General features: G+C 66.2%; 11 protein-coding genes. 7 read left to right on the forward strand and 4 right to left on the reverse strand.

Translation table 11 applies throughout. The features are described from left to right. Positions 1-9: 9 nt before the first annotated feature. Entirely contained in the window at positions 10-1,065 is a 1,056-nt protein-coding gene (gene ald / locus VF651_05780) for an alanine dehydrogenase (GenBank protein ID HEX7965208.1), read from the reverse strand. A 270-nt stretch (positions 1,066-1,335) separates the two neighbouring features. On the opposite strand from ald, the gene trxB reads away from it, so the two are divergent. Genes trxB through infA form a run of 5 tightly spaced genes read left to right on the forward strand, consistent with a single transcriptional unit; the run spans position 1,336 to position 5,189 of the window. Next, positions 1,336-2,292, forward strand: coding sequence for a thioredoxin-disulfide reductase (trxB, locus tag VF651_05785; GenBank protein ID HEX7965209.1), 957 nt, complete (start codon positions 1,336-1,338; stop codon positions 2,290-2,292). Positions 2,293-2,310: 18 nt separating this feature from the next. Beyond that, positions 2,311-3,468, forward strand: coding sequence for a GNAT family N-acetyltransferase (locus tag VF651_05790; protein ID HEX7965210.1), 1,158 nt, complete (start codon positions 2,311-2,313; stop codon positions 3,466-3,468). A 47-nt stretch (positions 3,469-3,515) separates the two neighbouring features. Further along, positions 3,516-4,199, forward strand: coding sequence for a leucyl/phenylalanyl-tRNA--protein transferase (gene aat / locus VF651_05795; protein ID HEX7965211.1), 684 nt, complete (start codon positions 3,516-3,518; stop codon positions 4,197-4,199). Position 4,200: 1 nt separating this feature from the next. After that, positions 4,201-4,920 (forward strand): arginyltransferase, encoded by a 720-nt coding sequence (locus VF651_05800; protein HEX7965212.1) that lies wholly within the window; start codon positions 4,201-4,203, stop codon positions 4,918-4,920. 50 nt (positions 4,921-4,970) lie between these two features. Further along, a complete protein-coding gene (gene infA, locus VF651_05805; GenBank protein HEX7965213.1) occupies positions 4,971-5,189 on the forward strand; it encodes a translation initiation factor IF-1 in 219 nt (72 codons plus the stop codon). A 62-nt stretch (positions 5,190-5,251) separates the two neighbouring features. Here the strand turns inward: infA and clpA are convergent, their stop codons facing one another. From clpA to VF651_05820, 3 genes are all read right to left on the reverse strand, one after another. Next, positions 5,252-7,540: an ATP-dependent Clp protease ATP-binding subunit ClpA gene (gene clpA / locus VF651_05810; protein HEX7965214.1), complete on the reverse strand. Its 2,289-nt coding sequence runs from the start codon at positions 7,538-7,540 to the stop codon at positions 5,252-5,254. A 5-nt stretch (positions 7,541-7,545) separates the two neighbouring features. Continuing rightward, positions 7,546-7,869 (reverse strand): ATP-dependent Clp protease adapter ClpS, encoded by a 324-nt coding sequence (gene clpS, locus VF651_05815; GenBank protein HEX7965215.1) that lies wholly within the window; start codon positions 7,867-7,869, stop codon positions 7,546-7,548. 170 nt (positions 7,870-8,039) lie between these two features. Then, the gene (locus VF651_05820; GenBank protein ID HEX7965216.1) at positions 8,040-10,265 is read right to left on the reverse strand and encodes an adenylate/guanylate cyclase domain-containing protein; all 2,226 of its coding nucleotides are present in this window, start codon (positions 10,263-10,265) and stop codon (positions 8,040-8,042) included. Between the two features lie 203 nt (positions 10,266-10,468). Between VF651_05820 and gspC the strand changes: the two genes are divergently transcribed. Both gspC and gspD read left to right on the forward strand, forming a co-directional pair. Continuing rightward, on the forward strand, positions 10,469-11,389 hold the full coding sequence (gene gspC / locus VF651_05825; protein ID HEX7965217.1) for a type II secretion system protein GspC: 921 nt from the start codon (positions 10,469-10,471) through the stop codon (positions 11,387-11,389). A 40-nt stretch (positions 11,390-11,429) separates the two neighbouring features. Further along, positions 11,430-13,523, forward strand: a 2,094-nt coding sequence (gspD, locus tag VF651_05830) for a type II secretion system secretin GspD (GenBank protein HEX7965218.1), incomplete at its 3' end; no start/stop codon positions are given.

Below are 13,523 nucleotides of genomic sequence, written 5' to 3' on the forward strand. Positions count from 1 at the left end.
GGTGCCGCGCTACTTCAGCAGCGCAGGATGCACCACCTTGCCGCCTTCCACGTTGATGCCCTTGCGCAGGGACTCGAGGTCGCGCCAACCGCCGGCCGCGAGCTTGACCGCGTAGGGGGTGATGGCGGCCGAGAGCGCCTGGGACGAGGTGCGAGGCACCGCGCCCGGCATGTTGGTGACTGTGAAGTGGGTGACGCCTTCCCACACGTAGGTGGGGTTGTCCCAGGTGGTCGGCTTGGTGGTCTCCACGCAGCCGCCCTGGTCCACGGAGATGTCCGCGACCACGGAACCCGGCTGCATGCTGCGCACCATGTCAGCGGTGACCACGTGCGGCGCCTTGGCGCCGGTGACCAGCACCGCGCCCACCACGATGTCGGCGTACTTCACCGCCTCGGCGATGTCGGCGCTGTGGGGGTAGAGAGCGGTCACGTTGGGACCGAGGTCGCGCATGCGCTCCATGCGGTCGCGCGAGATATCGAACACCGTCACCTGCGCGCCCATGCCGGCGGCCACGGTGGCGGAGGCACCACCGGCCACGCCGGCACCGACGATGACCACTCGGCCGCGCTTGGCGGCGGGCACGCCGCCCAGCAGGATGCCCTTGCCGCCCATAGGCTGGTGCAGGAGATGCGTACCGACCTGGATGGAGAGGCGCCCGGCGATGTCGCTCATGGGCGCGAGCAGCGGCAGCCGGCCGTCTTCCTCGACGGTCTCGAAGGCGACCGCGGTGCAGCCGATCTTCTTCAGGCTCTCGGTGAGCTCCGGCAGGGCCGCGAGATGCAGGTAGCAGAACAGCAGGTGGTCCTTGCGCAGCAGCTCGAGGTCGGCCTTGATGGGCTCCTTGACCTTCACGATCATCTCCGCCTTGCCGTACACGTCGGCAGCGCTGTTCAGCACCTCGACGCCAACGCTGCGGAAGTTGTCGTCGCTGTAGCCGCTCTTGATGCCGGCGTTCTTCTCGATGAACACCTGGTGGCCGTGGCGGACGAGCTCCGCGGCAGCGGCCGGGATCAGGCCGACGCGGCCTTCGAGCGGCTTCAGCTCGCGGGGAATACCGATGCGCATGAAAATGCTCCTTTACGCTATCCGTTGATTTTCGCTAACATTCGAAATAACACGCGTCCCAAGCCTGTCTTAGAAGGCCGAAGGCCGCGGAAGTTCTTGGGGTCCGCCCATCTCTACACGCCCCGCCCTGCCGTGGCGCGTCCTGAAGGGGTGGACCGGGGGTCTCCTCGTAACCGGGTGGCCGGGGCCCGCTTGGGTCCGGGCGCACAGCCTGGCCCTTGAAAACCCGCGGATCGCCGCCAAATCGCTGTCGCTAGAGGCCAATTATACATGACCAAGCACGCCCGCCTCCTCATCCTGGGCTCCGGCCCGGCCGGCTATACCGCCGCCGTCTACGCCGCGCGCGCCAACCTCAAGCCGGTGCTGGTAACCGGCTTGGAACAGGGTGGGCAACTCATGACCACCACCGAGGTGGATAACTGGCCGGGCGACGTGCACGGCCTCCTCGGTCCCGACCTCATGGAGCGCATGCGCAAGCACGCCGAGCGCTTCAACACCGAGATCGTCAACGACCATATCCATACCGCCGACCTCAAGAGCCGGCCCTTCAAGCTAACCGGCGACCGCGGCGAATACACCTGCGACGCGCTCATCATCGCCACCGGCGCCACCGCAAAGTACCTGGGGCTGCCCTCCGAGGAAGCCTACAAGGGCAAGGGCGTCTCCGCCTGCGCCACCTGCGACGGGTTCTTCTACAAGAACCAGCACGTGGCGGTGATCGGCGGCGGCAATACCGCCGTGGAGGAGGCCCTCTACCTCTCCAACATCGCCTCCAAGGTCTCGGTGGTGCATCGCCGCGACAAGTTCCGCTCCGAGAAGATCCTGGCGGACGAACTCATCGCGAAGACCAAAGGCGGGAACGTGGAGATCCTCTGGGACCACGAGCTGGACGAGGTCATCGGCGACGACTCGGGCGTGACCGGCATCCGGGTGCGCAGCACCAAGGACAAGGCCAAGACCCAGGACGTGGGCTCCAGGGGTGTGTTCATCGCCATCGGCCATTCTCCCAATACCCAGCTCTTCACCGGACAGCTGGAGATGAAGAACGGCTACATCGTGGTGAAGAGCGGCATCGAGGGCGGCGCCACCGCCACCAGCATCCCGGGCGTGTTCGCCGCCGGTGACGTGATGGACCAGGTGTACCGCCAAGCGGTGACCTCCGCCGGCACCGGCTGCATGGCGGCGCTGGATGCGGACAAATATCTCGAGTCCCTAAACCGCCATTAGCGCTAAGCTACCTGTACTGTGAAAGTGCAGGTCCACGACAGTATCGACGGCATCTCCCCCGCGGAGTGGAACAGACTCGCGGGAGACAACCCCTTCCTGAACCATGCATTCCTGGCAGCACTCGAGCACAGCGGTTCCGCCGATGCCACCAGCGGCTGGCGGGCGCTCCACCTCAGCTGCCGCGACGAGACCGGCTCCCTGCTAGGTGCCCTGCCCCTTTATCTCAAGTCTCACTCCTACGGCGAGTTCGTGTTCGATTGGGCCTGGGCTGATGCCTACCAACGGCATGGCCTCTCCTACTATCCCAAGCTGGTCTCGGCAGCGCCCTTCTCCCCCGTGCCGGGCCCCCGCCTGCTGGTGATGCCGGGGGCGGAGCGTGGCGGGGTGGTTGCAGCACTGCTGGAAGAGCTGCGCGCGCTGGCCAAGGGGTATGAGGCATCATCCGTGCATTGCCTCTTCCCCGTGGAGCAGGAACTGCCGGCCTGGAACCAGGCCGGCTTCCTCACCCGCCGCGATACCCAGTTCCACTGGCACAACCGGGACTACAGCGATTTCGAGCACTTCCTGGCGGAGTTCACCGCCGACAAGCGCAAGAAGGTGCGCCGGGAACGGCGCCGCATCGCGGAAGCGGGCATCGAGATGCGCATGCTTGCGGGTGGCGAGCTCGACGCGCCGCTCATGGATGCGCTGTACCGCTTCTATCTCTCCACCTACGAGAAGCGCGGGCGGATGGCTTATCTGGAGAAAGGGTTCTTCGAGGAGCTGCGCCGTACGATGCCGGATGCCCTGCGGGTGTGCTTCGCGTTCCTGCGGGGCGAACCGGTGGCCGCCGCCATCTGCCTGCAGGGCGGCGACACGCTCTACGGCCGCCATTGGGGCTCGGAGCAGGAGTTCCATAGCCTGCATTTCGAGGCTTGCTACTACCAAGGCATCGAGTACTGCATCAAGACCGGTCTACGACATTTCAACCCCGGCACCCAGGGGGAACACAAGATCAGCCGGGGCTTCGAGCCCACCTTCACCTGGTCCACCCACTGGCTGGCGCGGCCGGAGTTCCACGCGGCCATTGACGAATACCTCCGGCGGGAACAGCATCTTGTGACAGCCTACCGCCGCGAGACGGAGGCACACCTGCCGTTCCACGCGGAGCGGCCGGCCCGGGGACACGACGACTGAGGCCGAGAGTCTCATATATATAGATGCACGCACCGCCCTTGAGACGCCTGCGCCCGGAGGACCCGCCGGAAGCCTTCCCGGATCCGGCGCTGGCCTTGCGCGAGCCCGACGGCCTGCTGGCGGTGGGCGGCGACCTCTCTCCGCAACGTCTGCTCTACGCCTACCGCCACGGCATCTTCCCCTGGTACGACGCCGAACTGCCCATCCTCTGGTGGTCGCCGGACCCGCGCGCGGTGATCTTCCCGGATGGCCTGCACGTGAGCCGCTCGCTACACCGGCGCCTGAAGCGCGGCGGCTTCGAGCTCAGCTTCGACCGCGCCTTCGACGCGGTGATGCAGGCCTGTGCCGGACCCCGCCCCCAGTATCCGGAGGGCGGCACCTGGATCAACGCCGAGATGATGGAGGCTTACCGGCGCCTGCACGCGCTCGGCCATGCCCACTCCGTGGAGGTGTGGATGGAGGGGACGCTCGCGGGCGGCCTCTATGGCGTCGCCATCGGCCAGGTGTTCTTCGGCGAATCCATGTTCAGCCGCGTCACGGACGGCTCCAAGATCGCGCTGGTCTCGCTGGCGCGGCGGCTGTGGGACTGGGGCTACGCGTTCATCGACTGCCAGGTGCATTCCGAGCACCTGGCGAGCCTCGGCAGCGCCCGGGTGCCGCGCGGCGAGTTCCTGCGGCTGCTGGAGCGGCATTGTGCCGGCGCCGTGAGTGCCTCCGCCTGGAGCGCCTGACATGCGCGACACCGCCCGCCTCGACCTCATGATCACGCCGGAGCACCCCTGCAACTACCTGCCGGACCGAACCGCCCGCACCGTGTTCGTGGATCCCCGTGTCTCCATGGACCAGGCGCTCTACACCGAGCTCGCACAGCACGGCTTCCGCCGCAGCGGGCCGCACGTGTACCGCCCCCACTGCGGCGAGTGCCGCGCCTGCGTGCCGTTGCGCGTGCCGGTGCAGGCGTTCCGGCCGGACCGCACCCAGAAGCGCGTGTACCGGCGCAACTCCGACCTGCGCCTCAGCCTGCGTCCGGCGGAGTTCGACCCGGAGCACTTCCGGCTCTATGGCCGCTACCTCGCAGCCCGCCACCCGGAAGGCGGCATGGACGGCGACAGCGAGGCGGACTACCGCCAGTTCCTGCTCAGTCCCTGGGGCCGCACCGCTCTCATGGAGATGCGGCTCGACGGCGCCCTGGTGGCGGTGGCCGTCACCGACGAACTCAAGGACGCCTTCTCGGCCGTCTACACCTTCTATGACCCGGCGCTCACGGAGCGCAGCCTCGGCACCTATGCGGTGTTGATGCAGATAGACGAGGCCCGGCGCCGGGGCCTGGAATGGCTGTACCTGGGCTACTGGATCGAGGCGAGCCGCAAGATGTCGTACAAGACCCGCTTCCACCCTTTCGAGACGCTGGGGGCGGATGGCTGGCTGCCGGGCGGCGTGCGTGTTGAATAGCGGGCGGGATTCCGTCAGAATCTGCGCGCCCCAAATCAACCGGCAGGATTATGGCTAAAGAAGAGAGCATCCAGATGGAAGGCAAGGTGGTGGAGACCCTCCCCAACACCACTTTCCGCGTCGAGCTGGACAACGGCCATGTGGTCCTCGCCCACATCTCCGGACGCATGCGCAAGCACTATATTCGTATTCTCACCGGTGATCGCGTGACGGTGGAGCTGACCCCGTACGACCTCACGAAGGGCCGCATCGTATTTCGCGGTAAGTAGGACTGCGACGAACTCAATGAAAAAGCCGGGGCAAGCCCCGGCTTTTTCGTTTGCGGTCGCTCTTACTCTTCTTCGGAGTGAGCCGGCGCCGGCAGCTTGGGGGTGGCGGGCTCGATATCCATGTGGAACTCCCCGTCCCGCACGCTCACCCGCACATGCCCGCCCTGGGCCAGGCGGCCGAACAGCAGCTCCTCCGCCAGCGGCTTCTTGAGGGTGTCCTGGATCATGCGTGACATGGGCCGCGCGCCCATCTTGGGGTCGTAACCGCGCTCGGCGATGAGCCGGCGCGCCGCCTCGTCCACCACCAGGGTCACGCCCTTCTGCTGGAGCTGCTCCTCCATCTCGATCACGAACTTGTCCACCACCTTGGCCACGGTGCGCGGGTCGAGGCTGTTGAAGTGGATGATCGCGTCCAGGCGGTTGCGGAACTCCGGGCTGAACATGCGCTTGATGGCCTGCATGCCGTCCGGCGAGGCGTCCTGCGGGGTGAAGCCGATGCCGGAGCGGGCCATCTCCTCCGCGCCGGCGTTGGTGGTCATCACCAGGATCACGTTGCGGAAGTCCGCCTTGCGGCCGTTGTTGTCGGTGAGGGTGCCGTGGTCCATCACCTGCAGCAGCAGGTTGAAGACCTCGGGGTGCGCCTTCTCGATCTCATCCAGCAGCAGCACGCAATGGGGCTGCTTGAGGATGGCCTCGGTGAGCAGTCCGCCCTGGTCGAAACCCACATAGCCAGGAGGCGCGCCGATCAGCCGCGAGACGGTGTGGCGCTCCATGTACTCAGACATGTCGAAGCGCACCAGTTCGATGCCCATGATGAGGGCGAGCTGGCGGGTGACCTCGGTCTTGCCGACACCGGTGGGGCCGGCGAACAGGAACGAACCGATGGGTTTCTGCTCGTTGCCCAGGCCCGAGCGCGCCATCTTGATGGCGGCGCCCAGGGATTCGACGGCCTTGTCCTGCCCGTAGATGACGAGCTTGAGGTCCCGCTCCAGGTTGCGCAGGCTCTCCTTGTCGGAGGCCGAGACGCTCTTGGCGGGGATGCGGGCGATCTTCGCCACGATCTCCTCGATGTCCTGCACCGTCACGGTGCGGCGGCGCTTGGCCTGGGGCTTCAGGCGCATGTTCGCGCCAGCCTCGTCGATGACGTCGATGGCCTTGTCCGGCAGATGCCGGTCGTTGATGAAGCGCGCCGCGAGATCGGCGGCGGTCTCCAGCACCTTGTTCGGGTACTTCACCCCGTGGTGCTCCTCGAACTTGTGCCGCAGTCCCTTGAGGATGCGCGAGGTCTCCTCCACCGTGGGTTCCGGCACGTCGATCTTCTGGAAGCGGCGCGCCAGCGCCCGGTCCTTCTCGAAGATGCCGCGGTACTCCTGGTAGGTGGTGGAGCCGATGCAGCGCAGGTTGCCGTTGGCCAGCACCGGCTTGATGAGGTTGGATGCATCCATCACGCCGCCGGAAGCCGCGCCGGCGCCGATCACGGTGTGGATCTCGTCGATGAACAGGATCGCGTCCGGGTCCTTCTTGAGGTCGGCCATCACGCCCTTGAGGCGCTTCTCGAAGTCGCCGCGGTACTTGGTGCCGGCGATGAGCGCGCCCATGTCGAGGGAGTAGACGGTGGCCTTCTCCAGTACTTCCGGCACCTTCTTCTCGACGATGAGCAGGGCCAGCCCCTCGGCCAGGGCGGTCTTGCCGACGCCGGCTTCGCCCACGAACAACGGGTTGTTCTTGCGGCGGCGGCACAGGATCTGCACGGTGCGCTCGATCTCGTGCTCGCGGCCGATGAGCGGGTCCAGCTTGCCCTCGCGGGCGAGCTGGTTGAGGTTCGAGGTATAGGTCTCGAGCGGGCTGCGCCCGCTGCGGGAAGACCCCTCTTCCTCGTCCTCTCCGGTCTCGGTCGGCGCCTCGCGCGGGTCGTCCTCGTGGATCTTGGAGATGCCGTGGGAGATGTAGTTGACGATGTCCAGGCGTGTCACGCCGTGGCGGCCGAGCAGGTAGACCGCGTGGGACTCCTTCTCGCCGAACAGGGCCACCAGCACGTTGAGGCCGGTGACCTCCTTCTTGCCGGAGGACTGGATGTGGAACACCGCGCGCTGCAGCACCCGTTGGAACCCCAGGGTCGGCTGCACGTCCGGCTCCTCGGAGTCGACGAGCGGCGTGGTCTCGCGGATGAAGTCGCTGAGCTCGCGCCGCAGGCCATCGAGGCCCGCGCCGCAGGCCTTCAGCACGTCGCTCACGCTCGGCACGTCCAGCAGCGCCAGCAAGAGGTGCTCGACGGTGATGAACTCGTGGCGCTGCGCGCGCGCCTCCTTGAAGGCGGCGTTGAGGCAGTATTCCAGTTCCTTGCTCAGCATGGGCTCTAAGCCTCCTCGAGGGTGCAGAGCAGCGGATGCTGGTGCTTGCGCGAGTAGTCGTTCACGTTGGCGGCCTTGGTCTCGGCGATCTCGTAGGTGAACACCCCGCACACGCCCTTGCCACGGGTGTGGACATGGAGCATGACCTGGGTGGCCTTGTGGCGGTCCATGCGGAAGAAGTTCTGCAGGATCTCCACCACGAACTCCATGGGGGTGTAATCGTCGTTTAACAAGACCACCTTGTAGAGCGGGGGCTTCTTGAGGCGCGGCTTGGCCTCCTCCACCACCAGGCCCTGGCGCTGTTCCTCGTCGCGTCGTTCGGTCGCCATGAGGAGAATTTTAGCCGAAACAGGTGGGCGGCAAACACCTGAAAATACGGTGTTTACGCCCCGAGAGGCGCAGTTCACATGGCGCCGGGAAGTGTCACGTGGATTTCTGTAATGCCGGTTACTTTGTCTTGAACGTGAGTCCGGCACACCAGGGACGGCTAAGAACCTCTTTATTTCGTCTTAAACGTAAACACGCCGTCCCAACCGGCGCCCGGCGGGTGCGAGCGGAAATACGCGACGCGGTCCAAGTACATGCCATAGAGCGCGCGGCCGGGGTTGGACTGCTGCAGCGAGAAGAACTCCTTCTCCGCGCCGTCCCAATCCTGGTTGCGGTAGGCGGCGAGCGCCTGCTTATGTCTCAGCAGCAGCGCTTTCAGCTCCTTGTCCACCTTGTCCTTATGGCAGAGCGGCTCGTAGATGCTGACCGGCTTGTCCTTGCCCTTCACCCGCACCTTATCCAGCTCCACATACTGGAATTCCGGCGCCGCGTCCTTGGTCATCTCGCTGCAGAGGATCTGGACCTTGTATTCCTTGGTCAGGCCCTCGAGGCGCGAGCTCAGGTTCACCGCATCGCCCATCACGGTGTAGGCACGCCGGAACTCGGAGCCCATGTCGCCCACGCTCATCACGCCGGTGGTGATGCCGACGCCGATCCGCAGCTCCGGCCAACCCTTGGCCTTGAACGCCTGGTTCAGTTCCTTGAGGGTCTCGGTCATCTTGAGCGCGGTCTCCACCGCGTAGCGGGCATGCTCGGGATAGTGCATCGGTGCGCCCCAGAAGGACATGATGGCGTCGCCCATGTACTTGTCGATGGTGCCCCGGTGGGTATGGATGACCTGCGTCATGGGCGTCAGGTACTCGTTCATGAGCTGGGACAGGTCCTTGGGCTGCATCGCCTCGGAGATGCTGGTGAAGTCACGCACATCTGCGAACATCACCGTGAGCTCGCGGCTCTCGCTCTCCATGGAGGCGGTGTCCTTGCGGTTATCCATCTCCTCCACCAGCTCCGGTGGGATGTACTGGCTGAACATGCGCGAGAGATGGCGCTTGCCGCGGGACTCGATGAAGAAACCGTACAGCGAGTGCAACACATAGAGAGTGAGCAGGAAGATCAGCGGCGAGGCCAGCGGGAACACCACCGTCCCGTAGCGCCACAATGCCAAGTTGCCGAACAAGATCGCTACCGCGGTGCCCAGCATCACCAGGGTACCTGTGATGACGGACTTGCGGATGGCGACCCAGGTGATGAGCACGGCGATCAGGAGCAGCAGGATCACCTGCGAGCCTCTGAGGTACTGCGGCTGGGCCTGCATGACGCGCCCATCCAGGACGCCGGACAGCAGGTTGGCATGCACCTCCACCCCGGGATAGACGTTGCCGACTGGCGTCGAACGCAAGTCCTGCAGCCCGGGTGACGAGGTACCCACGTATACGATCGCATCCTTAAGGACGGCGGCATCGGCCGTGCCCTTGATGACATCGGTCGCCGATACATAGGGGAAGCTGCCGACCGGTCCGCGATAAGGCACGAGACTATTCATCGCGTCATCCACCGGTATCGCGTAGCGTCCGACGGTGACTGTTTCCAGGTGTGGCATGTCCTGGACGTTGCCCTCGAAGCCGAAGCCCACCGATGCATCCTTCTCCAGCACCTGCAGCATGGCGAGGTCGAGGGAGGCATAGACGCCGTCGTCGTACTCCTGCAGCAGGTTCACCCGGCGCATGGAGCCGTCCTCATCCGCCGGATTGGAGAAGAAGCCGTGCCCGGCCGCCGCCTGTGCCAACACCGGCAAGTTGGCGGTGTAGCCCACGGACTGGGGGAACGTCACCAGCGGGTAGCGCCGGGAGGCACCGGGAATCGCGGGCGGCGGCAGCAGGCCGAGCTTCTGGTCGGCCTGCCGTGCTTTCGCCGGATAGAACACATAGCCCAACACCACCGGGCGGCCCGTCAGGCTCGCGGCGAAGATCTTGTCACGCTCCAGCGTGGGGCGCAGCTTGCTGGCCTGACTCATGAATGCCGGGTCGCCCTTCAGGGGGCCGGACTCGAGCTGGTCAAGCAGCGCCAGGTCGAAACTGCGGTCGGCGTCAGGGAACTCCACGTCGAAGCCCACCACCTTGACGTGATAGCCGTCGAACAGCTTGTCCAGCATCTGTGCGAACTTGTCGCGCGGGAGGGGCCATTGGCCCTGCTCCTGCAACGTCTTGTCGTCGATATCCACGATCACGATGCGGGGATCCGTCGTCCGGCTGGCGGTGAGGCGCACCCGCGCGTCGTAGGCGGAATGCTCCAACTGGTCCACCAGCCCAAGCGGGAGGCCACCGTTGATGTAGGTGACGAAAACGATGAACAGCGCCAGGCTGATGGCGACCCTGATGAGATGGCGTGCGGTGAACAAGATGGTCGCCCCTGGGATACGTTCTTATGTCGCCTAGTGTAGCCGAAGGAAATTCGGAGGATTTGCCCGCGGCTTCCGGGACTTACGCCCCTTGAGGCCCTGAGGGGGGCGCCGCTATGATGGGGTATTTGCCGGACGACATACCCCGGCAACACCCCCATACTGGTTCCGCTATGCAAACCTTTCCGCTCCGCAACCCCGGCATGGAAGCCACCCTGCGGCGCTGGACCTCGTCCCTGCAGAACTCGGGCCCGGCGGTGGTCATGGTGATCCTGATCCTGGTATTGGCCTGGCTGCTCGCCGATCTCACCTGGTCCTTCATCCCCCGCAAACAGGACCAGGCCGCGGCTCCTGCCGCCGCGCTGCCGGCCGCCGCGCGCCAGGTGGACGCCGCCGATGTCGCGGCCAAGCACCTCTTCGGCAACGCCGCCGCTCCCGCTGCCAATACCGCCAATGCTCCGGACACGACCCTGGCCCTGACCCTGCACGGCATCGTCGCGGGCAAGCGCGCGGCGGACTCGCGCGCCCTCATCGTCGCGAACGGCGACGAGCAGCCCTACGCGATCGGCGCGCAGCTCCCAGGCGGCGTGATGATCCGCGCCATCTACCCGGACCGGGTGCTGCTGGAACGGGACGGCCGGGTGGAAGCGCTACGCCTGCCGAAGATCGGCGACAGCAGCGGTGGCTTGGCCACGGCGCCGCAGGCGGCCATGCGCGGCCAGTCCGCACCGCCCCAGAACCTGGGCCAGCTGCGCCAGGAGATCATGAACAACCCGCAGCGGCTCATGGACGTGGTGCGTGCCATGCCGGTGATGGACCATGGCAAGCTGACGGGCTACCGGATCTACCCTTCCGGCAACCCTTCGGCCTTCAACCAGCTGGGCCTCAGGCCAGGGGATGTGGTGACCTCGGTCAACGGCATCCCGCTCACGGACCCGGCCCAGAGCATGCGGGTGCTGTCGAGCCTCAAGACCAGCGAGCAGATCAGCATCGGGCTGGTGCGCAACGGCCAGGTCCAGACCCAGGTGCTGCAGATGCCCCCGCCGGGCCTGCAGGAGAACCTGCAACAGCAGCAGGACACGGATGACAACTCCGACGATGAGAACCCGGACGATTCACCATGAAACATGGCGCCATGACATCCATATATATTAAGGTGTGCGCGTGACACACACCCCGCATACCCCCCGCCCCCGGCGCCTGCCCGCCCTGGTCCTGGGCGCGCTGCTCGCGTCCGCACTGTTGCCGGCACGGGCCGCCGACGAGGGCGGCATCACCTTGAACTTCAAGGACGCGGACATCCGCGAGGTGGCGGCCACCATCGGCCAGATCACCCACCGCAACTTCATCATCGACCCGCGCGTGCAGGGCCGCGTCACGGTGGTCTCGTCCAAGCCGGTGAGCGCGGACGCGGTCTACGCCACCTTCCTGTCTGTGCTGGAGGTGCATGGCCTCGCCGCTGCGCCCGCCGGCCAGGTCATCAAGATCGTGCCTTCGCTGGAAGCGCGCCAGATGCCGGGACCGGACTACAACTCCAACACGCCGGGCGACGCGGTGGTGACGGAGGTGGTGCAGATCAGCAACGTGTCCGCCACCCAGTTGGTGCCGGTGCTCCGCCCGCTGATGTCCACCGAGGCGCAGCTCGCCGCCTACCCCGCCTCCAACGTGCTGATCATGTCGGACCGGGCCAGCAACATCACCCGCATGCTGGAGATCATCCAGCGCATCGACCAGGCCACCGCCAACGACGTGGAGGTGATGACGCTGCAGAACGCGCCGGCCTCCGACGTGGTGCAGGTGCTGACCACGCTGATGCAGGCGGACGCCAGCGGCCAGAACGGCGCGCCGCTAAAGCTCGTGGCGGACGAGCGCACCAACAGCATCCTGGTGAGCGGCGACCGCGGCCAGCGCCTGCACGTACGCGCGCTCGTCACCCAGCTCGACATGCCGCTGGAGAGCGGGAACACCCAGGTGGTGTACCTGCGCTACGCCAAGTCCAAGGACATCTCCGACGAGCTCAAGGGCTACGTCACCGACCTGCAGAAGCAGGGCGGTGGCGGCGGCAAACCGGCGGCGGGCGGAGGCGGCGGTGCCGCCAACGCCGACATCTCGGTGATCCCGGACGACCGCACCAATTCGCTCATCATCACCGCGCCGCCCAAGCTCATGCGCTCCATCCAGGACGTGCTGGCCAAGCTCGACATCCGCCGCGCCCAGGTGCTGGTGCAGGCGATCGAGGCGGAACTCACCTCCGACCGCTCCGCCGAGCTCGGCGTCACCTGGGTGGCGGACGCGGCCAACAACGGCGGCGTCGGCCTCACGGACTTCAGCAATACCGGCGCCGGCATCATCGGCGTGGGCCAGGGAGCGCTGGCGGCGAGCCAGGGCGGCGGCACCACCGGCTTCACCCCGCCCCAGGGCCTCACCCTCGGCGTCGGCAAGATCGGCAGCAACGGCTTCAACTTCGCGGCCCTGCTGCGCGCCCTCTCCGGCGACGGCGAGACCAACATCCTCTCCACCCCCAGCGTGGTGACCCTGGACAACCAGGAAGCCACCATCAAGGTCACCCAGAAGGTGCCCTTCGTCACCGGCCAGTACACGGGCGCCACCACCGGCAGTTCCACCAACACCGGCAGCGCGGTTATCAATCCATTCCAGACCGTGGACCGGGAGGACGTGGGCATCACCCTCAAGATCACGCCGCAGATCAACGAAGGCGACTCGGTGCAGCTCAAGATCGATCAGACCGTCTCGAACCTCACCGCCACCAGCGTCGGCGGCCAGCCGGTCACGGACGAACGTGAGATCACCACCAACGTGCTGGCCAAGAACGGCGAGATCGTGGTGCTGGGCGGCCTCATCGACCATGCACTCACCGAATCGCAGCAGCAGGTGCCGGTGCTCGGCAGCATCCCGCTCATCGGCAACCTGTTCAAGTACCGCAGCACCTCCAACATCAAGCGCAACCTGATGGTGTTCATCCAGCCCACCATCCTGCGCGACAGCGAGACCTCGCAGCGCTACACCAACGACCGCTACAACTACCTGCGCAACATGCAGCTCAAGGACCGCAGCGACGTGCAGCTGATGCCGGGCCAGGAGCGCCCGCTGCTGAACGACCTGCAGAAGCTGGACAGCGCGCGGACCCCGGCTGGCCCCGCCGCCCCGCAGGAGCAGCGCGTGCCGGCGCCGGTGCCGGCCACCGTGCCCAACGCACAACGTGCCAGGCCCGCCGCGCCCACGCCGGTACCGCCGGCC

Source organism: Gammaproteobacteria bacterium (assembly GCA_036383255.1).
Lineage (GTDB): Bacteria > Pseudomonadota > Gammaproteobacteria > Natronospirales > REEB76 > DASUBN01.

What these genes read in the sequence shown, in the direction of transcription:
- ald (HEX7965208.1), bottom strand. Translation starts at nt 1,065, where the DNA reads ATGCGCATCGGTATTCCCCGCGAGCTGAAGCCGCTCGAAGGCCGCGTC.
- clpS (HEX7965215.1), bottom strand. Translation starts at nt 7,869, where the DNA reads ATGGCGACCGAACGACGCGACGAGGAACAGCGCCAGGGCCTGGTGGTG.
- trxB (HEX7965209.1), top strand. Translation starts at nt 1,336, where the DNA reads ATGACCAAGCACGCCCGCCTCCTCATCCTGGGCTCCGGCCCGGCCGGC.
- clpA (HEX7965214.1), bottom strand. Translation starts at nt 7,540, where the DNA reads ATGCTGAGCAAGGAACTGGAATACTGCCTCAACGCCGCCTTCAAGGAG.
- VF651_05800 (HEX7965212.1), top strand. Translation starts at nt 4,201, where the DNA reads ATGCGCGACACCGCCCGCCTCGACCTCATGATCACGCCGGAGCACCCC.
- gspC (HEX7965217.1), top strand. Translation starts at nt 10,469, where the DNA reads ATGGAAGCCACCCTGCGGCGCTGGACCTCGTCCCTGCAGAACTCGGGC.
- infA (HEX7965213.1), top strand. Translation starts at nt 4,971, where the DNA reads ATGGCTAAAGAAGAGAGCATCCAGATGGAAGGCAAGGTGGTGGAGACC.